General features: G+C 58.0%; 30 protein-coding genes. 8 read left to right on the plus strand and 22 right to left on the minus strand.

Annotated features, from left to right (window positions below; genetic code table 11):
- Positions 1-10: 10 nt before the first annotated feature.
- Both QA646_RS22450 and QA646_RS22455 read left to right on the plus strand, forming a co-directional pair.
- On the plus strand, positions 11-736 hold the full coding sequence (locus QA646_RS22450; RefSeq protein WP_283060448.1) for a ribonuclease activity regulator RraA: 726 nt from the start codon (positions 11-13) through the stop codon (positions 734-736).
- A gap of 322 nt (positions 737-1,058) precedes the next feature.
- Positions 1,059-1,478: a heme-binding protein gene (locus QA646_RS22455; protein WP_283060449.1), complete on the plus strand. Its 420-nt coding sequence runs from the start codon at positions 1,059-1,061 to the stop codon at positions 1,476-1,478.
- A gap of 118 nt (positions 1,479-1,596) precedes the next feature.
- Here the strand turns inward: QA646_RS22455 and QA646_RS22460 are convergent, their stop codons facing one another.
- The 5 genes from QA646_RS22460 to QA646_RS22480 all read right to left on the minus strand — a co-directional run bounded on the left by QA646_RS22460 (position 1,597) and on the right by QA646_RS22480 (position 5,151).
- Positions 1,597-2,058, minus strand: a complete 462-nt coding sequence (locus QA646_RS22460) for a RidA family protein (RefSeq protein ID WP_283060450.1) — start codon at positions 2,056-2,058, stop codon at positions 1,597-1,599.
- A gap of 20 nt (positions 2,059-2,078) precedes the next feature.
- Positions 2,079-2,876, minus strand: coding sequence for an amino acid ABC transporter ATP-binding protein (locus QA646_RS22465; RefSeq protein WP_283060451.1), 798 nt, complete (start codon positions 2,874-2,876; stop codon positions 2,079-2,081).
- A 5-nt stretch (positions 2,877-2,881) separates the two neighbouring features.
- On the minus strand, positions 2,882-3,529 hold the full coding sequence (locus QA646_RS22470) for an amino acid ABC transporter permease (RefSeq protein WP_283060452.1): 648 nt from the start codon (positions 3,527-3,529) through the stop codon (positions 2,882-2,884).
- Position 3,530: 1 nt separating this feature from the next.
- Positions 3,531-4,196 carry an amino acid ABC transporter permease gene (locus QA646_RS22475; protein WP_283060453.1) on the minus strand — a complete coding sequence of 222 codons (666 nt, stop codon included), beginning with the start codon at positions 4,194-4,196 and terminating at the stop codon, positions 3,531-3,533.
- Positions 4,197-4,275: 79 nt separating this feature from the next.
- Positions 4,276-5,151 (minus strand): transporter substrate-binding domain-containing protein, encoded by an 876-nt coding sequence (locus QA646_RS22480; protein WP_283060454.1) that lies wholly within the window; start codon positions 5,149-5,151, stop codon positions 4,276-4,278.
- Between the two features lie 152 nt (positions 5,152-5,303).
- Between QA646_RS22480 and QA646_RS22485 the strand changes: the two genes are divergently transcribed.
- Entirely contained in the window at positions 5,304-6,110 is an 807-nt protein-coding gene (locus QA646_RS22485; RefSeq protein ID WP_283060455.1) for an IclR family transcriptional regulator, read from the plus strand.
- Positions 6,111-6,124: 14 nt separating this feature from the next.
- Here the strand turns inward: QA646_RS22485 and QA646_RS22490 are convergent, their stop codons facing one another.
- The 10 genes from QA646_RS22490 to uxuA form a co-directional block, all read right to left on the minus strand.
- Entirely contained in the window at positions 6,125-6,724 is a 600-nt protein-coding gene (locus QA646_RS22490; protein WP_283060456.1) for a DUF922 domain-containing protein, read from the minus strand.
- A 95-nt stretch (positions 6,725-6,819) separates the two neighbouring features.
- Positions 6,820-7,356: a recombination regulator RecX gene (gene recX, locus QA646_RS22495; RefSeq protein ID WP_283060457.1), complete on the minus strand. Its 537-nt coding sequence runs from the start codon at positions 7,354-7,356 to the stop codon at positions 6,820-6,822.
- Positions 7,357-7,457: 101 nt separating this feature from the next.
- The gene (locus QA646_RS22500; protein WP_283060458.1) at positions 7,458-8,135 is read right to left on the minus strand and encodes a GntR family transcriptional regulator; all 678 of its coding nucleotides are present in this window, start codon (positions 8,133-8,135) and stop codon (positions 7,458-7,460) included.
- A gap of 4 nt (positions 8,136-8,139) precedes the next feature.
- On the minus strand, positions 8,140-8,889 hold the full coding sequence (locus QA646_RS22505; protein WP_283060459.1) for an amino acid ABC transporter ATP-binding protein: 750 nt from the start codon (positions 8,887-8,889) through the stop codon (positions 8,140-8,142).
- Complete coding sequence (locus QA646_RS22510; protein WP_283060460.1) at positions 8,886-9,563, minus strand: amino acid ABC transporter permease; 678 nt, start codon at positions 9,561-9,563, stop codon at positions 8,886-8,888. The genes QA646_RS22505 and QA646_RS22510 overlap by 4 nt, the downstream gene beginning before the upstream one ends.
- A complete protein-coding gene (locus tag QA646_RS22515) occupies positions 9,560-10,234 on the minus strand; it encodes an amino acid ABC transporter permease (protein ID WP_283060461.1) in 675 nt (224 codons plus the stop codon). The genes QA646_RS22510 and QA646_RS22515 overlap by 4 nt, the downstream gene beginning before the upstream one ends.
- Before the next feature lie 61 nt (positions 10,235-10,295).
- On the minus strand, positions 10,296-11,105 hold the full coding sequence (locus tag QA646_RS22520) for a transporter substrate-binding domain-containing protein (protein ID WP_283060462.1): 810 nt from the start codon (positions 11,103-11,105) through the stop codon (positions 10,296-10,298).
- A 58-nt stretch (positions 11,106-11,163) separates the two neighbouring features.
- On the minus strand, positions 11,164-12,186 hold the full coding sequence (locus tag QA646_RS22525; protein WP_283060463.1) for a Zn-dependent oxidoreductase: 1,023 nt from the start codon (positions 12,184-12,186) through the stop codon (positions 11,164-11,166).
- Between the two features lie 132 nt (positions 12,187-12,318).
- A complete protein-coding gene (locus QA646_RS22530; protein ID WP_283060464.1) occupies positions 12,319-13,725 on the minus strand; it encodes a mannitol dehydrogenase family protein in 1,407 nt (468 codons plus the stop codon).
- The gene (uxuA, locus tag QA646_RS22535; protein WP_283060465.1) at positions 13,725-14,924 is read right to left on the minus strand and encodes a mannonate dehydratase; all 1,200 of its coding nucleotides are present in this window, start codon (positions 14,922-14,924) and stop codon (positions 13,725-13,727) included. Before uxuA ends, QA646_RS22530 begins: the two co-directional genes overlap by 1 nt.
- 152 nt (positions 14,925-15,076) lie before the next feature.
- Here uxuA and QA646_RS22540 point away from each other — a divergent pair, with 152 nt between their 5' ends.
- Positions 15,077-15,778, plus strand: a complete 702-nt coding sequence (locus QA646_RS22540) for a GntR family transcriptional regulator (RefSeq protein ID WP_283060466.1) — start codon at positions 15,077-15,079, stop codon at positions 15,776-15,778.
- A gap of 183 nt (positions 15,779-15,961) precedes the next feature.
- Here QA646_RS22540 and QA646_RS22545 read toward each other — a convergent pair whose 3' ends face one another.
- Positions 15,962-16,936, minus strand: a complete 975-nt coding sequence (locus QA646_RS22545; RefSeq protein WP_283060467.1) for an alpha/beta hydrolase — start codon at positions 16,934-16,936, stop codon at positions 15,962-15,964.
- A gap of 144 nt (positions 16,937-17,080) precedes the next feature.
- Between QA646_RS22545 and QA646_RS22550 the strand changes: the two genes are divergently transcribed.
- A complete protein-coding gene (locus QA646_RS22550) occupies positions 17,081-17,521 on the plus strand; it encodes a MarR family transcriptional regulator (RefSeq protein ID WP_283060468.1) in 441 nt (146 codons plus the stop codon).
- Between the two features lie 65 nt (positions 17,522-17,586).
- Here QA646_RS22550 and QA646_RS22555 read toward each other — a convergent pair whose 3' ends face one another.
- From QA646_RS22555 to QA646_RS22565, 3 genes are all read right to left on the minus strand, one after another.
- Positions 17,587-18,027, minus strand: coding sequence for a DUF4142 domain-containing protein (locus QA646_RS22555; RefSeq protein ID WP_283060469.1), 441 nt, complete (start codon positions 18,025-18,027; stop codon positions 17,587-17,589).
- An 87-nt stretch (positions 18,028-18,114) separates the two neighbouring features.
- The gene (locus tag QA646_RS22560; protein WP_183937891.1) at positions 18,115-18,345 is read right to left on the minus strand and encodes a hypothetical protein; all 231 of its coding nucleotides are present in this window, start codon (positions 18,343-18,345) and stop codon (positions 18,115-18,117) included.
- 133 nt (positions 18,346-18,478) lie between these two features.
- A complete protein-coding gene (locus QA646_RS22565) occupies positions 18,479-18,796 on the minus strand; it encodes a DUF982 domain-containing protein (RefSeq protein WP_283060470.1) in 318 nt (105 codons plus the stop codon).
- Positions 18,797-19,212: 416 nt separating this feature from the next.
- Between QA646_RS22565 and QA646_RS22570 the strand changes: the two genes are divergently transcribed.
- Entirely contained in the window at positions 19,213-19,965 is a 753-nt protein-coding gene (locus tag QA646_RS22570; RefSeq protein WP_283060471.1) for a YoaK family protein, read from the plus strand.
- Positions 19,966-20,271: 306 nt separating this feature from the next.
- On the opposite strand, the gene QA646_RS22575 is transcribed toward QA646_RS22570, so the two are convergent.
- From QA646_RS22575 to QA646_RS22585, 3 genes are all read right to left on the minus strand, one after another.
- On the minus strand, positions 20,272-20,931 hold the full coding sequence (locus tag QA646_RS22575) for a peroxiredoxin (RefSeq protein WP_283060472.1): 660 nt from the start codon (positions 20,929-20,931) through the stop codon (positions 20,272-20,274).
- A 113-nt stretch (positions 20,932-21,044) separates the two neighbouring features.
- On the minus strand, positions 21,045-21,629 hold the full coding sequence (locus tag QA646_RS22580; protein ID WP_283060473.1) for an alpha/beta hydrolase: 585 nt from the start codon (positions 21,627-21,629) through the stop codon (positions 21,045-21,047).
- Between the two features lie 242 nt (positions 21,630-21,871).
- Positions 21,872-22,057 carry a hypothetical protein gene (locus QA646_RS22585; protein ID WP_283060474.1) on the minus strand — a complete coding sequence of 62 codons (186 nt, stop codon included), beginning with the start codon at positions 22,055-22,057 and terminating at the stop codon, positions 21,872-21,874.
- Positions 22,058-22,919: 862 nt separating this feature from the next.
- On the opposite strand from QA646_RS22585, the gene QA646_RS22590 reads away from it, so the two are divergent.
- Both QA646_RS22590 and QA646_RS22595 read left to right on the plus strand, forming a co-directional pair.
- A complete protein-coding gene (locus tag QA646_RS22590; protein WP_283060475.1) occupies positions 22,920-23,828 on the plus strand; it encodes a hypothetical protein in 909 nt (302 codons plus the stop codon).
- A gap of 133 nt (positions 23,829-23,961) precedes the next feature.
- A complete protein-coding gene (locus tag QA646_RS22595) occupies positions 23,962-24,771 on the plus strand; it encodes a mechanosensitive ion channel domain-containing protein (RefSeq protein ID WP_283060476.1) in 810 nt (269 codons plus the stop codon).
- Positions 24,772-24,825 lie beyond the last annotated feature (54 nt).

The raw sequence follows: 24,825 nt of genomic DNA on the forward strand, positions 1-24,825 counted from the left end.
GGACGATATCATGAGCAATTACGTGCTGAGCAGCGAGACCCGCAACAAGCTGATGGGCGTTGCCACGCCGACGATCGCCACGGCTCTCTTCAAGCGCGGCCTTCGCAACCAATTCATCCAAGATGTGCGCCCGCTGTCGCCGAAGAAGGCGAACATGGTTGGTCAGGCTTTCACGTTGCGCTACATCCCCGCGCGCGAAGACCTGAACACACTCGACGTTTTCCGCAATCCTGAGCATCCGCAGCGCGCGGCAGTCGAAAAGTGCCCGCCCGGTGCCGTCCTCGTCATGGACAGCCGGAAGGATGCGCGTGCGGCCTCGGCCGGCTCGATCCTGATATCGCGGCTGCAGGTGCGAGGCGTCGCCGGCGTCGTCACCGATGGCGGCTTTCGCGATAGTCCGGAAATCGCCAATCTCGATATCCCCGCCTATCATCATCGCCCGTCCGCGCCGACAAACCTGACGCTACATCAGGCCATAGAAATAAATGGACCGATCGGCTGCGGCGATGTCGCGGTTTTCCCCGGCGATGTTCTCGTCGGCGACAACGAGGGGGTGATCGTCATCCCGGCCCACCTCGCCAATGAAATCGCCGATGAGACTGTCGAGATGACTGCTTACGAGGATTTCGTCACTGAGGAAGTCTTGAATGGTGCGACCATCATCGGACTTTACCCGGCAACCAGCGACGCGCCGAAGGTCAAGTTCGCCGAGTGGCGAAAACAGAAGGGCCGCTGATCGGTGTCTTCGCCAATACGCCAAACCGAAATCCCGTCGCCGAGCACGGCGACGGAATAGTTTTCCAAAAAAATTATTGAATATTAATAGTTTATCCGGACAAGCTCATCTGGCTCCAGAAACATCTTTCATCAGCCGTGGCTGAATTCCGCGCCTTGGGCCGCCCCTGCTTGCGTCCGTGCCAGCCCGAAGCCGAAAAGGAACTCGGCGGCACTTCACCAACCCTCAGTCTTGGCGTTGCCAACTATGAGAATCCCGGTCTATTCAGGCCTCACGGCCTATGTTTGCCATCAGACTTCGATTCCACAGGAGCTATAAGCCCATGTCCGTCACACGCGAAACTTTGGTGCTGTCCCATTCCGGTGCCATGCAGGCTCTTGTGGCGGCGATCGCCCATGCCGAGAAGATGGCTATTCCGCAATGCGTCTTCATCGTCGATGCCAGCGGCGAAACCATCGCGAGCATCCGGATGGATGGCGCGAAATATCTGAGCATGCACACGGCTCGCGCCAAGGCACGCACCGCCGCCTCGATCAATGCGCCGACCGGCGCCATCTCCTTCGAATCCGCCACGGCTGCCGGCATTGCCTCGCAGGGCGGCGTCACGCATCTGCCGGGCGGCCTGCCCATCCGTTTCGGCGGACGGCTTGCCGGCGCGATCGGCGTGGGATCGGGCACGGGCGATCAGGATTTCGAAGTCGCCCGCGCCGCGCTTGCTGCTATCGGAGCCGATACCGTTTAAGGGAGGCTTCCCGTCAGTCCGGCCATTTGCGAACGTTGCGGTCGATTTCCGCGGCACCAACATCGCGTCGGACGGCCTTTCCTTAGCCTTTGGTGGTCGCAACCATGGGATCGGACCTTTAGCTGTGAATTTCGAAAATCGCTTCGATTTCGACGGTGATATTATTCGGCAGCGAACCGACGCCGATTGCCGAGCGCGCATGCATGCCTATATCGCCGAAGATGTCGACGAACAGGTCCGAACAGCCGTTGATGACCTTCGGGTGTTCGGTAAATTCCGGTGTCGCGTTCACGAAGCCCAATAATTTCACGATCTGCTTGACCTGACCGAGATCGCCGATGCTGGCCGACAGCGCCGATAGGAGATTGAGCCCGGTCAGCCGCGCATGCTGATAAGCGGTTGCGACATCCACATCCTGCCCGACCTTCCCCGTTCGCAGCGTACCATCGGCGTCCAAAGGTCCCTGCCCCGACAGGAACAGCAGCGAACCGCAGCGGACGACATTGCGAAAATTGCCGATTGGCGTCGGCGGTGTGAAGAGCTCCAGGCCGAGAGCCTTTAACCGCTCATGAGGCGTCATCTCCTTACTCCCGTTCGATCTCAGACAGCCGGGGCCGCCGCATGGAAGCGGGACAGAAAAGCCTTCAACCGTTCATTCTCGGCTACCAGCGCCGGAAGATCCTTCGGCGCGCCTTGGGCGGACACTTTTCCGTCAGCCATGAAGACGATGCGGTCGCTGGCATCCCGGGCAAAGGCAATCTCATGGGTGACCATGAGCATCGTCATGCCCTCGTCTGCCAACTGCCTGACAACATCGAGAACTTCATTCACCAGCTCAGGATCGAGCGCCGAAGTGATTTCGTCGAGCAGCAGGATCTTGGGGTCCATGGCCACGGCGCGCGCGATGCCGACGCGCTGCTGCTGACCACCAGACAGTTCCGACGGGAGATTGTCGATGCGGTGTCCGAGGCCCACGCGATTGAGCCAATGTTCGGCGATCTCCCGCGCCTCCTTTTTCGGTTTGCCCCGAACCTTCTGAAGACCGAGCATCACATTTTCGGCCGCAGTCAGATGCGGAAAGAGATTGAAGCTCTGAAAAACCATGCCCGTTTCGGCGCGCATGCGCGCCAGGTCCCTCTCGCCGCGGCGCTGCTGATTGGCACCGTCGCGATAGCCGACTTCCGCTCCATCGATCTGGATCGAGCCGCTGTCGTAGCTTTCTAGAAAGTTCACGCAGCGCAAAAGCGTGGTCTTGCCACTGCCCGAAGGACCAATGACCGAGACGACCTCACCTTTCACGACATCCATATCGATGGAATGCAGAACCTGGACGGGTCCGAACGCCTTGGCGACATTGCGTATTCTGAGGAGCGGCGTGGTTGATTGCGTATTGTTCATGACGGTCAATCCCTGATGTAGGAGTAGCGGCGCTCCATTCTCCGGCTCAGGCTGGAGAGACTGTAGTTGATCGCGAAATAGATGAAGGCCCCGAGGAGATAGAGCGGCATGGCCTCATAGGTCCGGCCGATCACTTCGTTGATCGACTGCATAAGATCGACGATGCCGAGCAGCGAGATCAGAGCGCTTCCTTTCACCGCGTCGGTCACGCCATTGATCCATGGCGGCAGAAAACGGCGGGTCGCCTGCGGAAAGATGACATAGCGCAGCCGCTGTACAAAGGTCAGGCCGATGGACATGCCGGCTTCCATCTGTCCCCTCGGGATGGAGAGGACGGCGCCGCGTACATATTCGACCACCTGCGCCGATTTGAACAATGTCAAGGCGACGACACCGGCCCAAAAGGCGACGATATGCAGACCGATCGCCGGAAACCCGTAATAGACGATGAAGATGAGAACGAGGATCGGAATGCCGCGGATGCAATCGCTGAAAAAGCGTACGAGGAGCTTGACTGGCCAAGGGCCATAGATCAGCCCGACGCCAAAGACGATGCCGATGCCAAGCGAAAGCGCGACGACGATCGCGGAGACCCAAAGCGTTATCAGCAGGCCTTTCAGGAGGAACGGCAGAGCATAGAGGATCGCAGCCATTCTATCGCTCCACCCGGAAATGACCTTCCAGCCGCCGCAGGCCGAACAGGATGAGATAGCCCGTGACGAGATACATCAGGGTCGCGATGATGTAGACCTCGACGATGCGGAACGTATTGAAATTGATCCATTGCGCCCCGTATGTGAGCTCGGGAACGGCGATGACCGAGGCGACCGACGTATCCTTGAACAAGGAGATGAAGGTGTTGGAAAGCGCCGGCAGGGTAATGCGCGTCATCGTCGGCAGACGGACGTAGAGGAGCCGCTGCAGCGGCGTCAGCCCGATCGCCTTGCCGGCATCGATCTGGCCACGCGGCACGGCCTCCAGGCCGGACCGGAAGACCTCGACCAGGTAAGCGCCGGCATAGACCGACAGGGTGATGACGAACGACGTTGTGGCGCTGTAGGCAATGTTCACTGCTGTCGGAAGTCCATAGAAGACGAGATAGACGAGCAGGATCAGCGGCACGTTGCGGATGAACTCGACGTAGGCAGCGATGAAGCTGCGAGCGACTTTGCCCGCCGATACATACCAAATGGCGAGGACCAACCCTATCAGGGCGCCGATAGCGATGGAAATAACAGCAAGCTCAAGACTGAGTAGAAGCCCGCCCCACAGCTTGTCGATATGTCGCCAGATAAGATTGAAATTCAGGTGATAGCCCATACCGGCCGCCGTCTCCTGCTATGCGATCGATGTCTGCTGCCGAGCCAGCGCAGGCGAGGCCGCGCTGGCTCCGTTCAGATCAGATGGTCGGGAAACCCGGCTTGCGCACCGGCGCATCCAGGCCGAAATATTGCTTGAAGGCGGCATCGTAGAGCGCCGATTCATGCCCGAACATCGCCGTGTTGAACGTCGTATTGACGAAACACAGCCAGTCGAGATCGCCCTGACGGAGGGCAGCGCCGTAAAGCATGGCATTCCATTGCTTGCCGGCGTCGAAATACCGATCGGGCGTACGCGATGCCAGCCAGCGTACCGTCGACAGATCGACTGCGGCCGCGTCGACACGCTTGGCTTCCAATGCCTGAATGACGTTCGCCTGCGTGTCGATCTGCATGACCTGCGCATCCGGCAGAACGAGGTGAACGGTCTTTTCCGCATCCACGTTCTGGAGGATGGAAATCCGCGTGTTGCTGCCGCCGGCCAGGAGCTTGTCAAAAGTCTTGTTGTCGGCGTCCGGACGGGTCAGCAGAGCTACACCTTCGACATAATAGGGCCGAGAGAAGTTGATGAGTTGCGCGCGCTGCGCCGTCATCGTCATGAACTGGATGGTAATGTCGACCTTGCCGGTGACGATGTTCGGAATGCGCTGCTGCGCATCCTGCTTGACGAATTCGACCTTGGTCTCGTCGTCGAACAGGCCCTTGGCAAGAATCCGACCCATGGTGATGTCCATACCGACCAGTTCGCCGGCGTCATTCTCGAAATGCCAGGGAGCATTGGTGCTGCCGGTGCCGACAATCAGATGGCCGCGATCCAGGACCGTGCGCAACAAACTATCGCTGGCAGCCTGAGCTGCCGCCTCTTCGCTGCTGGCCATCAGGCCAACCGCTGTACCGACCGCCAGGCCACCCAGGCCCAGCTTCAAAAAATCACGACGCTGCGAAATATCGTTCATGTTAGCCTCCGCGTTTGAGATAGAGTTCCCGTTATCAAGCTTGTTTCCCAAGCCTTTGTCTTGTATATAAGACACGTTTCTTATATTTAGGACGATATACCGATTTTAGCGCTGGCGCAATGCCAGAGCGGCAGCAATGGAGCATTTTTGCCATGGTTTCGAATGACGAAGGCGCGCGAAAGACTCGTGAGGCCCACGGCCCTCGCGAACGCGGCATCGATAGAGTCTTGAAATTGCTCGCTTATCTGAACAAGGCTGGACAAGCCGTGCGGCTCGCCGACCTGCCGAAAGCGATCGACGCCCCGCGATCGACCATCTACGATCTTGTCGGTATTCTTTCAGACGCGGGTATTCTGGAGACCAATGGCAGCGACAATCGGGTCTATTTCGGCAAGCTGCTCTATCTCTACGGCACGCGCTATCTGCAGGAAAACGACATCATCATTCGCGGCAGGGAGGCCGTCGAGCGGCTGTCGAAACAGACCGGCGAGACGAGCGAGCTCTGCGTGCGCCACAGAAACAAGCAAGCGATCGTCCATGCCGCCCCAGGCTCCCGTCCGCTGCGCATCAGCTCGGAGATCGGATCGCAGGTGCCGATCCCTTGGACGGCATCGGGACGGCTGCTGCTGTCACACCTGTCTCAGGACGAAATCGGCAGATTGCTGGAGGAAGGCGATTTGACCCTTCCCGACGGACGTGCGGTCGAGCTTGAGGATTTCGCTCGCGAATGCAGCGAAGCCAAGAAAAAGAAACTGATCGTCACGACGGGACTGATCAATAGCTTCACGCAATGCATGGCCGCGCCCATCTGGAACTCGGACGGCATTGTCGAAGCGACTATCTGTTTCGTCCTGCCAATCGACGTTTCAGAGGATCATAAGACGGCTCTGGGCACAGAACTCGTCCGTACCGCCGAAGGCCTTTCGATCGGCAACAGTCATTTGGCCGCGGCACAATAGGATCGCGCCGTGGTCTACTGCTCCCTCACCAATTTGAGGACGAGCTGCTGGAGATTGCCCCCATCGCTGAGTTCGGTTTTGTCGAAATCCCGGGCTCGCTGCCGCTGCTTGTTCGAAATCTCGGACAAGCGCTTCGTCAGATCGCTCCTGATCTTGCGGCAATCGGGGTCGTTGGCAGCAGTCAGGCCGATGCTCGCCGCCTCGATTTCCTTCACCATGTCCTTGATCATATCGCCATGCACGAGCTCATGTTTGTGCACGCCGGCGATGAATGTGTCCCAGCTTCTTCTGGTGGAAGCTGACAGTTGCGCCGAGGGCTTAGGCAGCATGTAAGTGATGGTCAGCTTCGGCTGCGCTGAGGCCAATACGCAGGCATCCCCCCGCGGTTCGTATTTCCTGGTCCATGTCAGCGTAAAGCTCGTATGCGCGATGGCGCGCGCTTTGCCGCCAATCTCCGGTCCTCGCTCGCCGATCGAGTCGTAAAGCTCTGCGCCCGATTTCCCAGCGACAGCATAGGTTTGGACCTTCTCGACCGCCTGCCATTGGGCATGTGCAACTACCGGCAATGATGCAAAACCGACCGCCAGCAAACAAAATCGAACGCCTGCCTTCATGCAAATCCCCGCAAACCATGCTCCGTGCGGCCAAACTACCGGGTGCAAGTTCCGCTTTCAATCGGGCCATAGGAATTCGAACGGACTTGTTTCGATCAGAAAGCCGATGACGAATGTAGGAGGTCTTCAGCCTCCTGTCGGCTCATATGGAAAATCGCCTTGCCGATCTCTAAACCGAATCCATTGCGGGCGAATGCGGACAGTTCTTTCGTCTTTCGCTTTTCATCGAGTTCACCCCTGCGAAAGGGGCCGAAGCCACGTTTACGAGCAAAGATGATCGCAGCAAACAAATCATTCGTGGCATCCAAAGCCGCCACCACCGTATCGCTCTCTATGCCTTTCGAAGCGAGCTTATAGGCAATGGCCTTCTTTGACTTGCCGGAGCGCACCGCAGACCGCGTGCTGATCTCCGCATAGGTGATGTCGTTAAGGGCGTTCTGGTCGTAAGCGAACTTGACGGCGAAGTCAGCGACGGCCTTGATCTGCACATCGCTGATGCCTTCGAACTTCTGTTTCGCTTTTCTCGCAATGGCGTCGAACAACTGCTTCTCAGTCATCATCTTGCGTTCAAGACGGTAGATCGTCGAATTGCGCGCCCAGGCCAGCATTCGGAGTGTGGGAATTTGGTCCATGGGCGGAAGATGGTCAGAATCGGCGAGCGGAGATTCGGGGTGAACGGTCTTTACGTCATGCACCTTACTTTCGCAACGAACCCCTTTCGTGCACCTGAACGCTACTCCGCGAAGAAATCCGCATTTTCAGCCGCGATGCGCTCGATCGCGGCAAAAGCGGTGCGCAGATGGGCTTGCATGACTTTGGTTGCCCCATCCGGATCGCCCTTCACCACGCGATCGACCAAATCCTCGTGTTGACGAAAGATCATCTCCAGCCAATCGATCCGCTCGAGCGAAAGATACCGGAGACGATCCAGGGAAACCTTTGCCGAGGCGATCATGCCCCAGACGTGAGGATGCCCGGCGATTTCCATCAGCGCGCGGTGCATCGCCTCATCAGACAGGAAAAAGCCGATATGATCGCCCTTGCCGATCAGCCAGCGTTGATCCTCCAGAAACCGATGCAGCCGCGCTTCCTTATCCGCGACGGACGACGTGGCGGCTTCTGCGACAGCACTGCATTCCAGCATTTCGCGGACGAATTGCGCGTCACGAACCGCGCTGATCTCGATGGGCGCGACATAGGTGCCGACCTGTGGCACGACCACAAGAAAACCCGCATCGGCCAGCTTTTGAAACACCTGTCGAACCGGCGTTCGGCTCAGACCGACCTCATCGGCGATCCGTGTTTCCGAAATGGCCGCACCTGGACGAAGTTCGCCGGTCAGAATGCGCATATAGAGAACATCATAGAGATCCTTGATGCTCAACCGTGGGCGGATTGGTGATACGGCCATCGGTTCAATGCGCCTCTGCTGTAATGGTGCTCAGGAAACGCCGCGCTCGCTCACTGTTCGGATTTGCGATCAGTGCACGAGGCTCCCTGTCTTCCACGATTTTTCCCTCGTCCATGAAGATCATCCGTGTGCCGACATCGGCAGCGAAACGAATTTCGTGCGTGACGACTAGCATTGTGCGACCCTCACGGGCAAGGTCGCGCATAACGCCGAGAACCTCGCCGACGGTTTCGGGATCGAGCGCGGAGGTCGGCTCATCGAACAGCAGAATATGCGGCTCGGCGCAAAGCGCACGGGCGATCGCCACGCGCTGCTGCTCGCCGCCCGACATCTGCGCCGGATAGGCATTCATCCGGTGCGACAGGCGCACTCTTTCGAACAAGGCTTTTGCGCGGGCTTCCACCGTCTTCCGGTCCTGCTTGTGCACGACAACCGAAGCGAGGACGACATTTTCAAGCGCCGTCAGATGCGGATAGAGATTGAAGTGCTGAAAGATCATGCCGATCCGACGGCGGACGGCTGTTATGGCTCCGCGCTCATGCGCGAGCACCGGCCGCCCCTCGAAACGGATCTCGCCGCCCTGGACATCTTCCAATCCGTTGACACAGCGCAGCAGCGTCGATTTGCCCGTACCGGAAGGGCCGATGAAGCAGACGATCTCGCCGGACCGCACCTGCATGGAAATACCATCGAGAATGGTGCGCTTTCCAAAACGCTTCACGACATTATCGAATTCAAGAACTGCCTGCGTCATTGTCCGCCTCCAGCGAGCATGAGCTTCGTTCCGACGTTGTAGCGCCGCTCAAGCACGCCTCCCGCCAGCGAGATTCCATAGTTGATGAGAAAATAGAGGACACCGAGCATCAGCAGCGGGGCGAAGCCGCCGCCCGTGCTTTCGCGGACCAGAAGACCGGTCTTCGTCAATTCGACATAGCCGATGATTGAGGCCAGCGACGATTCCTTCAGCGTCGCCACATAGACACCGACCGAAGGCGGCAGGACGACCCTCAGAGCCTCCGGGCCGACCACATGCCGCATGGTTTGTGCAAAGGTCATTCCGGAGGATTGTGCGGCTTCCCATTGGCCGCGCCCGACACTCTCGATGCCGGCGCGCATGACCTCCGACATTGTTGCCGTTGCGTGGAGCGCTAACGCTAACGTCGCCGCAGTAAAGGTCGAGATATCGATCTTGAACATGACCGGCAGACCGAAATAGGCGAAGAACAGCACGATCAGGATCGGAATGGACCGAAAGAATTCAACGAAAAGCAGCGCTAGCACTCGTAGCGGCAGCCAACGGGAGGTCCGTGCCAGCGCCACGAAGCCGCCGGCGACGGCGCCGATCATCAGAGCGAGCCACGACAGCCAAACCGTCAGCGCGGCCGCCTTCAGAAAGAGCGGCAGAAAGGAAACCAGATCGTGGTTCATCGGCGCACACCATTATCCTTGAAGAGCATGCGGCCGATCGCAAGGCGCATGAGGTTCACCGCCTGGCAGAGAACCAGATAAACACCCGCAGCCACCAGGAAAGTTTCGAAGAAGCGGAAGGAGGTGGAACCGACCGTCTGCATCCACGAGGCCACATCCTCCACGGCGACCGCCGAAGCGAGCGACGACGCCAGGATGACTGCGATGACCTGATTGCCGAGCGGGGCATAAATGACACGAAAGACCTGCGGCAGAATGATATGGCGATAGGTCTGGGCGGGGTTGAAACCCTGCGCTCGCGCCGCTTCGAATTGGCCATGCGCGATCGCCACAAGCCCGGCGCGAATGATCTCGGCCATGTAGCCGGCGCTGTTGAGCGTCAGCCCGATCAAGGCGGCGGTGAAGGAGGAGAAACGCAATCCCATCGCGGGAAGCGCGAAATAGACGATATAGAGAATGACCAGAAGCGGCGTGTTCCGCATGACCTCGATATAGGCGATCGCCAAAATGCGGGCGAGCCGGCTTTGGCTGCGGCGCATGATTGCCAATCCGCAGCCGATGATCACGCTGAGAATGATGGCAAGAACCGAAAGGTTCAACGTGGTCTGTGCGGCATCCCAGAGCAGCGGCAGATATTCGCGAATGCTGCGAAACTGGAGCGTGTAGTGCATGGTCCCCTCCGCCAGGTTCTCTCCGCGGGACGGTGGAGCGGCTTACGCCGCTCCCCTTGGATCAATATTGTGCCTGCAGCGAAGGCTGGTCGAAGCCGAACCAGGTTTTGAAAAGCGCCTTGTTGTCGCCGGACGCGTTGAACTGATCAACAAACAGGTTGACGACCCGCAGCCAATCGGCATCACTAGCCGGAACACCGATGGCAATTTCGGCACGCGCCAGCGAGCCGTCGACCTGGCGAAGCTTGCCCGCGTTGTCGCTGATGGCCTTGCGGTTGTAGAAATCGTCTTCCGCCATCGCGTCGACCTGTCCGGACAGCAGAGCGCTGAGCTCGTCAGCCTGGGTGTTGAAACGGACGAGCTGGGCATTGGGCATATGGGCGGGCACAGCGCGCTCCGCCGTGCCGCCGCGCGAAATGGCGACGCGGATCTTGGCGGCATTGGCCTCATCGATCGTCTTGTAGGGCGCGCTTTCCGCCACGAGCAGCCGCATATTGGTCACCACATAGGGGTTCGAAAAAGCAACCGATGTGGAGCGCTCGACATTGCGGGTGAAATCGGCGATCGTCACGTCAACCTTGCCGGTCTGCAAAGACGTGACGCGGCTCGGAATATCGGTGACAACGAATTCCGGATCGACCTTCAATGATGCCGCCAGTTTTTTCGCGATTTCGATGTCGTAGCCGACGGGCACGCCGTCAGCACCGACAGTAGCATAGGGCGGCAAGCTGCCCAGCACGGCGACACGAAGCTTGCCGTTGGAAAGAACCGACTGAAGAACACTGCCGGATTCTGCAAAGGCCGGGACCGAAACGGCTGCGGCGATCGCCAGACCGCCAACAAGACTCAAAAATGCGCGTCTCAAAAACATGGATATACCCTCCCAAGGTCATAAGGTTGAATGCTTCCGCTAAACGGCGCGGCGGTGATTAGGCATCGAAGGCGAGCTGCACCTTGAGCGTCTGCTCGGGGTGCCGTTCGATGAGATCGAAGGCGGCCGCGGCGTCAGTGGCGGCAAAGGTCTGCGTGATCATCGCATCCGGCTTGAGAGCGCCGCTTTCCAGCCAGCCGATCACCTCTGGAATGAAGCGGCGATTGAGACGAGAACCGACGAGGCTCAGTTCCTTTCGCACGATCTCTTGCTGGCTGACATTGCAAGGCGCGGAGGAAAAACCAAGCAGTCCGATCCTGCCGGCCGGCGCCGCCACGCGGCAGGCCTCTTCCAGCAAGGACGGAATTCCCGCACCATCAACGACGACCGATGGGCCGAGCCCGTCCAGCTCGCCGGCAACCATGTCCGGAACAGACTTTTCCAGAGAATTGAATATGACATCGGCGCCGAATTCGCGGGCACGCTCGAGCCTCCTATCATCGATATCGGCGACGATGCAGCGCGCGCCCTTCATCTTTGCGACCTGCAGCACAGTCAGACCGACCGTGCCCGCACCGTAGATCAACACCACGTCTTCGGGACTGCAGCCGGTACGCGACAACACGTTTGCGGCAACCGCCAGCGGCTCGGCAAGAGCAGCGATATCGAGGCCAAGGGATGGCGAAACCTTTACCGCATTTTCCTCGGGAACGACGGCCACTGACCGGAAGCCGCCATCGCGATGTACACCGATCACCTGGAGATTGGCGCAGACATTCGACCGGCCGATACGGCAGGGATGGCACTTTCCGCAGGAAATGACGGGATCGGCAACCACATGATCCCCGACCGACAGGCGCGAAACGCCCGCACCGATCGCTTCCACCGTGCCGGCAAATTCATGGCCAATGATGCGGGGATAGACGACGAAAGGGTTCGAGCCGTGCAGGATATGGATATCCGAACCGCAGATGCCGGCACGGCCAACCCGGATCGAAACTTCGCCCGGTGCCAATTCGAGAGATGAATTGTCGTCCTCCAACGCCAGCCGATGAGGCGCGCGTACCGCTATCGCAACCATGTACCCTCCCTGCTCCGACAGACGCGCGCGCCTCTAAAGAAGCGGCGAAAGTGAAGCTTGCATACTTGTATCCAAGAATGCCAGGAGGCGCAAGGCCGATTTTAAGATACCTTCGATAAACTGCTTCTTGCCTCAGCAAAGGGATTTCAGCAGCCAATTCACTCGATTTCTCCAGGCCCGGTTTGCCTGCAATTCCCTGGGGAAAAGCCCGGGCACGGCAAAGAAAGAAGCCGTTTCGTCATCTGGCTGGTTTGCGTCAGCCGCAGCCTTCAACAGTTCCCCGGAGCGTGGATCGTCCAAGGTATCGGCCTGCCTGACAAAGGCTATCCAGACAGCCGTTGCGAAGGCGAATTCCGCTCCGTCGCTTCCCAATGAAAGGGCGTCGACGGCGGGCTGGAAGAGGCGCTGCGGCAGCTTCTGCGAGCCGTCCATGGCGATCTGCAGGGTGCGATGCGCGATGGCCGGGTTGGCGAACCGCTCCACAAGCTGATCCATATAGTGAGCAAGGTCGATACCGGGCACGGGATCAAGCGTGCGAACCGCCGCCTGCATGTGCCGTCGGACCAGCGCGACATTCTCCGGCACGCCCATGACGTCGCGAACGAATTCGAGCTTCTGCAATTGCCCGAGATAGGCGATCAGCGAATGCGAACCGTTCAGCAGCCGCAGTTTCATTTTCTCATAGGGCTCGACATCTCTAACAAAGAGTGCGCCGCCCGCTTCCCAGGCGGGGCGATCGGAAACGAAATCATCCTCGATCACCCATTGCGAGAAAGTCTCCGCCTCGATCGACAGCCTGTCCTCCACTCCGAGCAGCCTTTCGGCACGGGCGCGGGTTTCCGCCGTTGCGGCCGGAACGATGCGGTCCACCATACTGCACGGAAAGGACACGTTTTCGGCAATCCAGGCGGCTAGCGCGGTATCCCTCATTTCGGCCATCTCCGTCACAAGACGCCGGACGATGCGGCCATTGCTCGGCAGGTTGTCGCAGCAAAGGACAGTGAATGGCGGCAAACCCATATCCCGCCGCCGCGCAAGTCCTTCGGTCAAATAACCGATCACGCCCGTCGGTTGGGTCGGCGATTTCAGATCCTTGGCGATTGCGGGATGGGCGCGATCAAGCCCGCCGTTGACGGGACCGATACCGTAAGCCTTTTCGCTGACAGTCAGCGTAACGACATGCACGGAAGGGTCGGCGAGCCTCGCAAGGACGGCCTCCCCGTCTGCGCTGGCCGCGAGCGCTTCCACGATCGAGCCGACTACCCTGACGCTATCACCGGAGCTGTCACGCGCGACAACGCTATACAGGCAATCCTGCGCCCGCATGTCAGAGGCGATCTCCGTCGACCGCAAGCTGACGCCGACAATGCCCCAGTCTCCATATGCATGCGCCAGCGCCGCATCGGTGTAGACCGCCTGATGCGCACGATGGAAGGCGCCAAGACCGATATGGACGATCCCCGGCTTCAGCGCCTGCCTGTCATAAGCAGGAGAGTGAATCGAATCCTGCAATTGCGTGCGGGCAGTCAATCGTTCCATCAGCGGGCCAATCCATATTGGGGGTGCAACAAGGCACGCTCGATGCCACGCAGTTCTGCGAGGCCTTTCAAGCGACCGATGGCAGGATAGCCCGGCTGGGCTCCGCGCGCCAAGTCATCCAGGATTTCCTGGCCGTGATCGGGCCGCATGAAGATCGTATGATCCGCCCGCCCCTCATTCCTCCGCCGCCGCTCTTCCGAAAGGATCGCTGCGATCACTGCGACCATATCGGCATTCCCCTCGAGATGTTCGTCCTCGAAGAAGGAACCCTGCTGTGCCGTCGTTTCGCGACGCACATTGCGCAGGTGAACGAAATGGATGCGGGAGGCCAGCCGCGAAATCATCGCCGGCAGGTCGTTGTCACCTCGCGCGCCAAGTGAACCCGTGCAGAAGGTGACGCCGTTGGCGGGGCTGTCGACCGCTTTAAGAATGCGCACATAGTCCGCCTCCGTCGAGAGAATGCGCGGCAGGCCGAGAAGCGGCCATGGCGGATCATCTCCATGGGCGCAGAGCCGCATGCCCAATTCCTCTGCGACCGGCACGACCTCGGACAGAAAATCAACCAGATTGCCGCGAAGGCGCTCCGCATCAATGGCGCTGTAGCGCGCCAGTTCCGCACGCAATTCCGGCAAGGTATAGGCTTCCGCCTGCCCCGGAAGTCCAGCGCCGACGCTGCGCGAAAGCTCCTGACGTCTTTCTTCCGGCATCTCGGCAAAACGCTGAGCGGCAGCCTCCACCAATTCTGCGGAATAATCGGCAGCAGCATCTGGCCGCTGCAGCATATGCAGATCGAACGCGATGAAATCGATGAAATCGAAGCGCATTGCCTTCGCTCCACTTGGAGTCGTCCAGCGCAAGTCCGTACGGGTCCAATCGAGAACGGGCATGAAATTGTAGCAGACCGTGGAAATTCCAGCCGCAGCCAAACGGCGAAGCGTCTCCGCCCACGCTTTCACATGCTCTTTCCAATCCCCGGACATGGTCTTGATGCTTTCGGAAACGGGAATGCTTTCGACCAATTCCCATTCCAATCCACCCTGCCGGACCTCATCTTGCCGCTTGCGAATTTCCTCCAACGGCCAGGCCACGCCGGTCGGAATGTGGTGGAGGGAGCTGACGATGCCGTCGGCGCCTGCCTGAACGGCATCCCTGACGCTGACTTTGTCGATCGGTCCAAACCATCTCCACGTATGTCTCATCCTGACTTTTCCTTTGAAAACCGACGCCATTGAACCAGGCATATTATGCTCGATTCAAATACACTACCATGGTAATATGTCAATTAAGCGAGGCGATGGGCGCAGCCATTCGCCTGTGATAAAAGCGCTCTACGCTATACCGGAGGACATCATTGTCACTGACCGATAGACAGTCGACATCCCTGCTTGCCATCGATCCCAAGCTGCCGATGGGGCCGCAGATCTATGGCAATATTCGCCAGTCGATCCTCAATCTCCGCCTCACGCCCAAACAGGCCCTGAGCGAGAAAGAACTCGCTCTCATGCTCGGCGTCAGCCGCACGCCGGTTCGCGAAGCGCTGATCAAGCTCGCCGAGGATGGGCTGGTCGATATCTTTCCTCAGCGCGGCACATTCGTTGCGCCGATCCGTGTTTCGGAAGTCCTGGAGGCGCAGTTCATTCGCGAAGCGCTCGAAGTATCCGTGGTGGCACGCGTGGCCGAAATCTCCGACCCTGCCGTCATCGCGCGTCTGCATGAGAGCCTGGCGCGGCAGAAGCGCGCGGTCGACAACAGCGATCCGGAGGGATTCTTGGCGGAGGATGAAAATTTCCATTTCATCCTGTCCGTGTCCGTCAATCTGACAAGGGCCTGGAAGGTCATCCAGAATGTCAAAGGCCAGCTCGATCGCGTTCGCGTCCTAAGTCTCCCCGAGCCCGGCCACCTGGCTGAGCTCTATGAGCAGCATCTGGCAATCGTGGCGGCGATAGAAGCCGGCAACTCGTCGGCTGCCAAAAAGCATATGGCCAAACATCTTCAGCAGGTCTTCCGCACCATCGACTCCCTGCTGGCACGAAGACCTGAGATTTTTGATTGATCCCAATAGGAGCAGTGCAGCTTATTTTTGCAAACCTACCTGGTCGCGGCGACATGAATGGCTGTGGTTCCTCACGCCCCGGCGGCGGCCGTTTTCGCAGGCTACGCGGAATTGTATGGACAGGTTGCCAATTGCCCGTAGAGCGCTCGCGTCGCGGCGAGCGCTCTATTTTTCTTAAGAACGTTACGCCTTGAAGAAGGCAAGCAGGTCGGCATTGATGACGTCCGCATGGGTAGTCGCCATGCCGTGCGGGAAGCCCTTGTAGATCTTCAATGTCGCATTCTTGAGCAGCTTGGAAGACAGAAGTGCCGAATCTGCGATCGGCACGATCTGGTCATCATCGCCATGCATCACCAGTACGGGCACCTCGATCTTCTTCAGGTCCTCGGTGAAATCGGTTTCCGAGAAAGCCTTGATGCAATCGTAGTGAGCCTTGGCGCCGCCCATCATGCCTTGGCGCCACCAATTGTCGATGATGCCTTCAGAGACGGTCGCACCCGGACGATTGAAGCCATAGAAGGGGCCGGCCGGAATATCGTGGAAGAACTGGGCGCGGTTCGCCGCAAGCGCGGCACGGAAACCATCGAACACTTCGATCGGCAAACCACCAGGATTTTTCTCGGACTTGACCATGATCGGCGGGACTGCACCGATCAGCACTGCCTTGGAGACCCTGCCGCTACCGCCGTATTGGGCCACATAGCGGGCAACTTCACCACCGCCGGTCGAGTGACCGACATGAATGGCGTCCTTCAGATCGAGGTGAGCCGCAAGCGCTGCGACATCGGCGGCATAGGTGTCCATCTCATTGCCGGTCGCCGTCTGGCTCGACCGACCATGGCCACGACGATCATGGGCGATGACGCGGAAGCCCTGATTCAGGAAAAACAGCATCTGTGCGTCCCAATCGTCGGCGCTCAGCGGCCAGCCGTGATGAAAGACGATGGGCTGACCTGTGCCCCAGTCCTTGTAGAAGATCTGCGTTCCGTCCTTGGTCGTAATCGTGCTGCTGCTCATGGTGTCCTTACCTTTCGAAGACTGTTTTACAGGAGAGGCTTGTGCGGTTTGAGCGAAGGGCATGACAGCCGCCGTAGCGGCCAGGCCGAGTCCGGCCGTCATGACACCTCGGCGCGTAGCTTGATTGATCGACTGGCTCATTTCAATCTCCATTAATTTAATATCGCACTATTTATTATCGCGATATATATACGCATAGAGCAGTTTCGAGCCGCTGTATACAAAAATTATCGCGATATCCTTTTTTGTGATAAAGGAATGACGAGTGCAATTGGAAATATGCCCATGTCGGAACCCAAACCCGTCCCCTTGGACGACCAGCTTTGTTTTTCGCTGTATGCGGCTAGCATTGCTATCAACCGCACGTACAAACCAATGCTGGATTCAATGGGCATCACCTATCCGCAATACCTGGTCTTATGTACGTTGGGTGAGAACGATGGGCTGACGGTCGGCGCGATCGCTGATCGGCTCGCACTGGAATCGAGCACGATTACGCCACCGGTGCAGCGCCTGGAACAAGCGGGCCATGTCGAACGCCGACGCAGCAAGGTCGACGAACGCCAGGTTCATGTTTGGCTGACGGAAGCCGGCCGCGCCTTGTTCGCCCACAGCCGTTGTCTTGGCGAGACCTTGATGGAACGCTCAGGCATGACGCCTGCTCAGTTGGACGCATTGAATCGGCAAGTCCGGGAACTGCGCGAGATGCTCCACGGAGAGCGATAGCCGCCGTCAAGGATCAGCTGCAAGTTCACCGGCCGCAGTCGGGTACTACGCGTTGAGCGGCGTATTCAATGCCCTGACAGGGACTGCGCGAGTTGCAGATGCTTCTGTAGCGTCGGCAAAGTTTTCGCCGCAAGTTCCGGGACCTGCCTATTGCCCTCGCCGGCCTTCTCCTTAAAGTCGGAGATAGCCTTCTCATGCTCCGTCACCATGAAGCTCACGAACTCCTTGTCGAACTCGGAGCCGGCCAAATGTTGCAGCTTGCCGAGTTCTTGTTGCGCCTCTTCGGCGATACCTTCGGAAACATTCACTTCAAGGCTCGCTGCGAGGGTGGCAGCTTCGTCTTTCGCTTGGCGATGATCGGCGACCAAGGTCTGGCCGAACGAGCGCACGCCGTCGCTCCCGCCCTTTTGAGCAGCCAACTGGCCAAGTGCGATTTCCGCATTATCGCCTTTGATTGCGTCACTTAGAAATTGCTTGTCACTTTTTGCCATCGCCGAGGAGGCCATCAGGCATCCGATTATTATCGTTGCAGTCACCAGTATTATGTTGGTTTGCATCGCCACACCTCGTATTTTGAACCATCCGATCCGGCACTACATGGCCGGTACGAACTTCCAAAACACGCCCTCATAGCGTTCCGGATAATATTTGAATTCGCATTCGAAGCGCCGGCCATAGGCTTCGGCATTGTCGAGGGCGGCCTTGCTGACCGGGTTCATCCCGGTCCCCGGAGCAAACCAATCTTCAAGCAAGTCCTCGGGCACATAGGCGCCGATCCGAAGTGGCAGCTTGGTCAGCACATCGTTCATCTCTTCGGGAGGCATTGTCTTCTCCAACCTGTAACGTTGATGATATCGGACATCGCCAACCGGAGAGATTTGCTCTGTTCGTTGGGCGTTTGAGAGTGACACCTGTACCCGCAGCCAGGGGCTCCGCTCTCAGGCGGAGCCGTCCGGCTCAAATTCCAATGTAGCGCGTTGCCCGGGGAAATCCGGAAGCCGGCTGCGGCACTGCCTTGCGAGGCGAAGTCAGCGCCGGCATATCTGCCTCCAGGCAGGCGGCAAGAAACGCCTCACGCGCGACGATCGAGGGGATCACCCCATTCAACGCTCCTCGGCAAGTTTTACCTGCGCGCTCATATTGCTTTCCGTGCCGGACGGGCCACTCATTTTCGAGGAAATCCAGTGCATCGTACGCACCGGAGAAACTGCGCTCCAGACCGCATTGCAATCGAATGGTGACTGGCCGTATCCAGGAAACATTGTTGTTCAACATTTTCTTCCTCCAGTCGAATGCCATCCCACATCGCTCTCGACTGTGAATATTGGCTAGTCCTTCGCAGGTTCAAGGGAGAGCCTATGCCATTTGGAGGGACCGGGTCTTCCAAGGGCCTCATAAGCGCGCCCTTTGCAGACTTTCGCGCACGGACAGAAACCACCGCTTGTAAAGACGCAAGGCCTCGGAGTAAGTTGAGGTCATTTCATGCACCAAGGAATCATTCGTGGCCGACGAGCTCATCATATGGAGTTACCGCTCAGGATGACGAACGAGGCCGCCCAAGCGCGGCTGCAAGAGAATGCCTCACCGTCATCAAGTCAAAAAGTTATTTCCGCAAAGCAACGAAAAACATCTGAACCATAACCCACCCCTCTCGGCGCTTCCGATGCCGTCACGCCAATAGCTCGCATCATATGCTCGTAAGACAGGGTACTCACCGTAACGAAAAGATCGATCGCGGCCTTGCGGCCTCGCTTGCTGCCATCGCCGGCGCTCTGAACGCATCGGCTTTCTATGCCGTCGGCTTCTTCTCCGCCAACATGACGGGCAACGTTTCCACGCTCTCCGATCATCTGGCCGTTGGCCAGTGGCTCTCTGCGCTGTTCTATAGCGGCATCGTAGTGGCGTTCATACTTGGCTCGGCGGTGTCGACGCTGATCGTCAATGAAGGCCGTCGCCGTAGCGTCCATGCCATTTACGCCTACAGTATCCTAACCGAAGCAGCGCTGCTTGCCCTTCTCGGCTGTGCGGATCTCTGGTTGCTGGCCGCCTGGCGTGTGCCGGTTCTCGTTCTCGGCCTTGCATTCCTGATGGGCGTGCAGAATGCCGTCGTTACCCGCATCTCCGATGCCCGCGTGCGCACCACGCATGTATCCGGCATGGCCACCGATCTCGGAATCGAACTCGGAATCGCCTTCGACATTCTACGTGGACACGAGCCCGAGGCAGAGGCGCGACACAATCTGAGCAAGCTCCGGCTGCATTTCTACACAATTGTCGCCTTCCTGACCGGCGGCATTCTAGGCGTCCTCATTTATCGCGCCGTCGGCGGCTACCTTCTCATTCTGGCTGCGACCTTGTTGACGATGATCGCTTTGGATGCGATTCGGCGGGCGAAAGGGACAGCGTCCGCCCGGGGCACCCTCCCATCTGACATAAATCGGTGAGTCCGCAATCGCTTCTAATGCCTTGACCCGAAATCGCAATATTTCGGGAAGGCGCTGGTTTCACATCGCGTAAGATGTCACAAAAGTACTTTGATAACAATCAAATACATAAATATATTATTGTTAAACAATAACTTTAAACAGCCGCCGGATTGACTTGGCGGGGCCTCCTGCCGACAGGGATAAACACATTCAGCGCTGACTGTCTCCAGCGCGCTGAATGCAAGATGAGCCCGTGTCAGCGATCACGTGGCGGAAAAGGGAACGCGGCTCAGCTCCGAGTCAGCGTTTCCCGAAGCGGCCCGATTAGGCCGACGGCTGCTTTGTTTTGCGAAGATAGGGCAGAACCGTATCGAACGAGCCGAAGCGTGTGATCGCGTCCTCGTTGGATACGGCGGCTGTAATGATGACATCCTCGCCCTGCTGCCAGTTCGCCGGCGTGGCGACCTGATGCTTCGCCGTCAATTGAATGGAGTCGATGGCGCGCAGGATTTCGTTGAAGTTGCGGCCCGTCGTCATCGGATAGGTGAGGATCAGCTTGATCTTTTTGTCGGGCCCGATGACGAAGACCGAGCGCACGGTGGCATTGTCGGCGGGCGTGCGGCCTTCCGAGCTTTCGCCGGCGCCAGCGGGCAGCATGTCATAGAGCTTGGCGACATTGAGATCCTTGTCACCGATCAGCGGATATTCGACATCAAAGCCCGTCGCCGTCTTGATGTCGCTCTTCCACTTGCTATGGCTTTCAACAGGATCGACGGAAATCCCGATAATCTTGACGCCGCGCTTGGCGAATTCCTGCTCAAGGCCCGCCATTGCCCCAAGTTCGGTCGTGCAAACCGGCGTGAAATTCTTGGGATGTGAAAACAGTACCGCCCAGCCATCGCCAATCCAATCATGAAACCGGATCGGTCCGCGGGTCGTGTCGGCGGTAAAGTCGGGAGCGATATCATTGATACGCAGGCTCATAGTGGGTCCTCCAAATAGCGGCTCGTCGTTTTTGGCAAAGTTGTTGGCGACGAACGTCGGGTTAAAATCTACCGCAGGATGCCGCCTAATGCATCCGAAGAAAAGTCCTCCTTTTAGGCGGTGGCGGCGGCCGCGGATATCGACCTTCGCGGTCTCCGGTGTTTAGCCCGCGCCTTCAGCATCTCCAGCAGACCATATCCGCTCGGCCAGCGCCCGAAGCCGCTCGCGACATTGATATGACCCGCAAGGCCGATATTCCGGATATCGGAATTCCAGAGGTGCCCGAACATCGTAAGGCGGTCAAGAGACATATATATGTCGTTCAGGCTGCCGATCGTCATGCTGGGAAAAGGCAAGGTCTCGGTGGGCATAGTTCCGAACGAAATATGCCCCGCATGAAGTGCCTCGGTAGCCGGAAGATCACAGGGCGCAACGAGCAGCGCGCCCTTGACCCGTCGCGCTGTCGGTCGGCCCGCCAGCCGCGCGGCCAACAAGCATCCGAGGCTGTGGGCAACGATGTAAGCCTCCCCCGCCTCTTCCAATGCTGCGTCAAGCCTTGCCATCCAATCGGGAAGATTCGGATGATCCCAATCGTCCTGATCCACCAGGCGTCCGTCCGGCTGATCCTGCAGCCAGTAGCGCTGCCAATGCCCCTCCCCGGATCCGAACAGACCCGGCAAGATCAACACCCTGCTCATCGCACGCCCATCATCTTACTTTGAGGAAATCGGTAGAAGGTGTACCCGCCCCGTGCAAGGTATCTGAAATACAGGGGAAGGAGCATCAGAATACTCCCGCTACGAAGGCGAACAAAAACAAGAAGGACGAGACAATGGAGCAAACTTCGATACCGTAAATGAACCGGGATCGAATGCCGCTCGGAAACCGTCTCGCGACCGGTCGCCGCAGATCGAAGGCCAGTGCCATAGCGTGTTTCCTCTCAATACCAGGGTGCTGGCGTAGAGCACCAATAATAGAACTCGTAATCGCGCGCCGATGGATAACGGCCATCATCCAACGCGATCGTTCTTTCGACAGGAGTCCTGAACGCGCCCGGCTCGGCCGCTGGATGAAGCGCAAGACGGCTGAAGACCATCTTCAGGCGGCTGATGAAATCGAATTTCATGCGATCCTCCATCTCGTTGATCCACGCCTCGTCACGCAAAGGCCGGAGCTGCCAGCTTATCGAGCATCCGAGGCCGCCCAATATTCTCTATAAAAACGATAGATAAAAAGGAAAGACCATCTTTCCTTGCCAGGAAATGGGGAAATCTGTTCTCGAACCGCCTCATGGATCGAGCGGCGGTGCGATGCGGGGCCATGAAAGAGAGAGCGAATTTTGCTCCTTCGGCAATCTGCGTGAGCTCCGCGCTAAACGGATTTGTTCGCCGGTCCATTCGATTGAACCGAAAGCGCTAATACATATTAGCGACTATTGGGATGCCTCGGCATGTGGCAATTATTTAGTGGAATTCGGGGCGGTGCTGAGTCGAAGAATTTCGCGCAGCCGCAATGCGGACAGATGACTGCGTTGCGGCGGACTGAATGAAGAGAACTCGCCGCTATCCGCCAGAGGGCTGCGAGTTCTTTTTCATATGTGCATCGCTTATGCAATACAAAGGGCGATCGTCAGAAGACCTTGATTTTCCTGTCGCTGGTCTGCCTGCTCACGCCTGCGAAAATAGAGCATTGCGCAGATGCTGCCCGTAAGACCGGCGGGGCCCTTCTGTTTTGAACTCTTCATGTTCGGCTCACGAGCGTGAACTCCTCAATGCAAAAATTGCGATTTTCATGTAATCCGTTGCTTTCCCATCGAATTTCTTTGGTTACGGAACAATGGGTCCGCAGGCTGCGTTCAAAGCTGCAGTATCAAAGCAGTCATTCGATACGGAGGTCTCATCATGGGTCGCGGTATTCTTCTTTGGCTTCTTGGCATCCCTCTGCCGATCGTCATCCTTCTTGTCCTCTTCATGCGATAGGAGGCAATGATGTCCGTCTCCTTGAACAAGTCCGAAGCCTCCGTGGCTCCGGTCGAATCCTCCAATTCTGCAATTTCCTGGGGGCCTATTATCGGCGGTGCTGTTTCGGCCACGGGAATTAGTCTCATCCTACTCCTGCTCGGCTCCGGCGTTGGCCTTACTATGGTTTCTCCCTGGTCGGCTCAAAGCGCGTCGGCAGGTTCGATAGGCATTACCGCAGCGATCTGGTTAGTGGTCGTCCAATGGCTGTCGTCAGCCTTCGGCGGCTATCTCACCGGCCGGCTTCGCACAAAATGGACCGCCGTTCATACCGACGAGGTCTTCTTTCGCGATACAGCGCATGGCTTTATAAGCTGGGCTTTGGCAACAATCTTCGTCGCTGGTTTTTTGGCCTCATCGCTCACCTCTCTGGCGGGAGCCGGTGCGCAGTCCGTCAGCACCGCCGCGACCATGGCAGGCGTCTCCGGAACGGCAGCCGCCGTCTCTTCGGGTGCGCCGGCGAACAACCTATCTACCTCATATTTCACCGATGTGCTGCTTCGAGCCGAGCAAAATCGCACGCGAAATCCGGCCGACGAAAACGCTTCGGCCGCGGAGATTTCACGCATATTGCTCAATGGCGCAGCTCAAGGCCAGGTTTCTGATGATGACAAGAATTATCTGGCAACTATCGTCGTATCACGAACGGGTCTATCCGATGCAGATGCCAAAGCGCGCGTTGATGCCGTATTGAAGAGGATCAACGATGCGAAGGTGGCGGCACAAAAGGCCGCAGATCAAGCTCGCAAGGCAGCGGTTACAACGACCTTGCTGGGCTCCTTGTCGCTGATCGTTGGTGCGTTTATCGCCTCTGCCGCAGCCGCCCTTGGCGGAAGGCAGCGTGATGAGGAAGAAGATCTCATCAGAACGCGGCCGTGACACGCCGTCTTGATACCAGCCGGGGCGTAAGCTTCGCCTCGGCAGAAACAACAACATCTCGGTTGAAAACGGCTGCAACGAACTATTTCAGGTCAAATCATAGTCGCCACTATCTTTAAAGGATGCTTTTCTTATGGAAAATCAGCCGGTCAACCTTATTCTTGCCGCGCGCGCCGCCTTCAGCCAAGCAGCGGCACTGGTTGTACAATATAGCTTCTCCATCCTCGGCGCCGTCATTCTTCTCATTGTCGGCTGGTTTCTTTCCGGGATCTTCAGCCGGTGGGCCTATCAAGGTCTGTCGAGAATACATGGGATCGATGAGACGCTCGCCCGCTTTTTCGAAAACGTCCTGTACTACGGCATTCTCATCTTTGTCTTTGTCGCCGTGCTGGCGCAATTCGGCATTCAGACCGCATCAATCGTTGCAGCTCTCGGCGCGGCAGGCCTGGCAATCGGCTTGGCGTTGCAAGGCACACTTCAAAACATTGCAGCCGGCATCATGCTTCTGGTGCTCCGGCCGCTGCGCGTTGGTGAATATATCGAGACGACCAACATCGAAGGACGTATTCTCGAAATAGGCTTGTTCGCAACCGAGATGAAGACGGCCGACGGCCTCTATCTGATGGCTCCAAATTCCACGCTCTGGAATACGCCGATCAAAAATCACAGTCGTGAGGTCAGCCGGCGCCAGCGACTGTCGGTCGCTGTCGGCAATGATGTCGATCTCGACATGGTGATGCAGACGATCCTCGAACTCGTCAGATCGGACGAACGAGTGCGAAAGGATCCGCCTGCTCGCGTCTATTCGGACGATCTTACTGCCGAGAAGACGGTGTTGATGATCGAGTATTGGGCAAAAACCAGAGAATGGTCGGAGACACGGCATGCTGTAATCGACCGGCTGAGACGAGGTCTTACCGATAAAGGCATCATGCTCAAATAGATCGCTAAGAGCGGCTTGCATCAGCCGACAACAACTGCGTCGATAATTTGCGTT

The sequence above is a fragment of the Rhizobium sp. CB3090 genome, assembly GCF_029714285.1.
In the GTDB taxonomy this organism is placed as follows: domain Bacteria; phylum Pseudomonadota; class Alphaproteobacteria; order Rhizobiales; family Rhizobiaceae; genus Rhizobium.

What these genes read in the sequence shown, in the direction of transcription:
- QA646_RS22450 (WP_283060448.1), top strand. Translation starts at nt 11, where the DNA reads ATGAGCAATTACGTGCTGAGCAGCGAGACCCGCAACAAGCTGATGGGC.
- QA646_RS22455 (WP_283060449.1), top strand. Translation starts at nt 1,059, where the DNA reads ATGTCCGTCACACGCGAAACTTTGGTGCTGTCCCATTCCGGTGCCATG.
- QA646_RS22460 (WP_283060450.1), bottom strand. Translation starts at nt 2,058, where the DNA reads ATGACGCCTCATGAGCGGTTAAAGGCTCTCGGCCTGGAGCTCTTCACA.
- QA646_RS22465 (WP_283060451.1), bottom strand. Translation starts at nt 2,876, where the DNA reads ATGAACAATACGCAATCAACCACGCCGCTCCTCAGAATACGCAATGTC.
- QA646_RS22470 (WP_283060452.1), bottom strand. Translation starts at nt 3,529, where the DNA reads ATGGCTGCGATCCTCTATGCTCTGCCGTTCCTCCTGAAAGGCCTGCTG.
- QA646_RS22475 (WP_283060453.1), bottom strand. Translation starts at nt 4,196, where the DNA reads ATGGGCTATCACCTGAATTTCAATCTTATCTGGCGACATATCGACAAG.
- QA646_RS22480 (WP_283060454.1), bottom strand. Translation starts at nt 5,151, where the DNA reads ATGAACGATATTTCGCAGCGTCGTGATTTTTTGAAGCTGGGCCTGGGT.
- QA646_RS22485 (WP_283060455.1), top strand. Translation starts at nt 5,304, where the DNA reads ATGGTTTCGAATGACGAAGGCGCGCGAAAGACTCGTGAGGCCCACGGC.
- QA646_RS22490 (WP_283060456.1), bottom strand. Translation starts at nt 6,724, where the DNA reads ATGAAGGCAGGCGTTCGATTTTGTTTGCTGGCGGTCGGTTTTGCATCA.
- recX (WP_283060457.1), bottom strand. Translation starts at nt 7,356, where the DNA reads ATGGACCAAATTCCCACACTCCGAATGCTGGCCTGGGCGCGCAATTCG.
- QA646_RS22500 (WP_283060458.1), bottom strand. Translation starts at nt 8,135, where the DNA reads ATGGCCGTATCACCAATCCGCCCACGGTTGAGCATCAAGGATCTCTAT.
- QA646_RS22505 (WP_283060459.1), bottom strand. Translation starts at nt 8,889, where the DNA reads ATGACGCAGGCAGTTCTTGAATTCGATAATGTCGTGAAGCGTTTTGGA.
- QA646_RS22510 (WP_283060460.1), bottom strand. Translation starts at nt 9,563, where the DNA reads ATGAACCACGATCTGGTTTCCTTTCTGCCGCTCTTTCTGAAGGCGGCC.
- QA646_RS22515 (WP_283060461.1), bottom strand. Translation starts at nt 10,234, where the DNA reads ATGCACTACACGCTCCAGTTTCGCAGCATTCGCGAATATCTGCCGCTG.
- QA646_RS22520 (WP_283060462.1), bottom strand. Translation starts at nt 11,105, where the DNA reads ATGTTTTTGAGACGCGCATTTTTGAGTCTTGTTGGCGGTCTGGCGATC.
- QA646_RS22525 (WP_283060463.1), bottom strand. Translation starts at nt 12,186, where the DNA reads ATGGTTGCGATAGCGGTACGCGCGCCTCATCGGCTGGCGTTGGAGGAC.
- QA646_RS22530 (WP_283060464.1), bottom strand. Translation starts at nt 13,725, where the DNA reads ATGGAACGATTGACTGCCCGCACGCAATTGCAGGATTCGATTCACTCT.
- uxuA (WP_283060465.1), bottom strand. Translation starts at nt 14,924, where the DNA reads ATGAGACATACGTGGAGATGGTTTGGACCGATCGACAAAGTCAGCGTC.
- QA646_RS22545 (WP_283060467.1), bottom strand. Translation starts at nt 16,936, where the DNA reads ATGAGCCAGTCGATCAATCAAGCTACGCGCCGAGGTGTCATGACGGCC.
- QA646_RS22550 (WP_283060468.1), top strand. Translation starts at nt 17,081, where the DNA reads ATGTCGGAACCCAAACCCGTCCCCTTGGACGACCAGCTTTGTTTTTCG.
- QA646_RS22555 (WP_283060469.1), bottom strand. Translation starts at nt 18,027, where the DNA reads ATGGCCTCCTCGGCGATGGCAAAAAGTGACAAGCAATTTCTAAGTGAC.
- QA646_RS22560 (WP_183937891.1), bottom strand. Translation starts at nt 18,345, where the DNA reads ATGCCTCCCGAAGAGATGAACGATGTGCTGACCAAGCTGCCACTTCGG.
- QA646_RS22565 (WP_283060470.1), bottom strand. Translation starts at nt 18,796, where the DNA reads ATGTTGAACAACAATGTTTCCTGGATACGGCCAGTCACCATTCGATTG.
- QA646_RS22570 (WP_283060471.1), top strand. Translation starts at nt 19,213, where the DNA reads ATGCTCGTAAGACAGGGTACTCACCGTAACGAAAAGATCGATCGCGGC.
- QA646_RS22575 (WP_283060472.1), bottom strand. Translation starts at nt 20,931, where the DNA reads ATGAGCCTGCGTATCAATGATATCGCTCCCGACTTTACCGCCGACACG.
- QA646_RS22580 (WP_283060473.1), bottom strand. Translation starts at nt 21,629, where the DNA reads ATGAGCAGGGTGTTGATCTTGCCGGGTCTGTTCGGATCCGGGGAGGGG.
- QA646_RS22585 (WP_283060474.1), bottom strand. Translation starts at nt 22,057, where the DNA reads ATGAAATTCGATTTCATCAGCCGCCTGAAGATGGTCTTCAGCCGTCTT.
- QA646_RS22590 (WP_283060475.1), top strand. Translation starts at nt 22,920, where the DNA reads ATGTCCGTCTCCTTGAACAAGTCCGAAGCCTCCGTGGCTCCGGTCGAA.
- QA646_RS22595 (WP_283060476.1), top strand. Translation starts at nt 23,962, where the DNA reads ATGGAAAATCAGCCGGTCAACCTTATTCTTGCCGCGCGCGCCGCCTTC.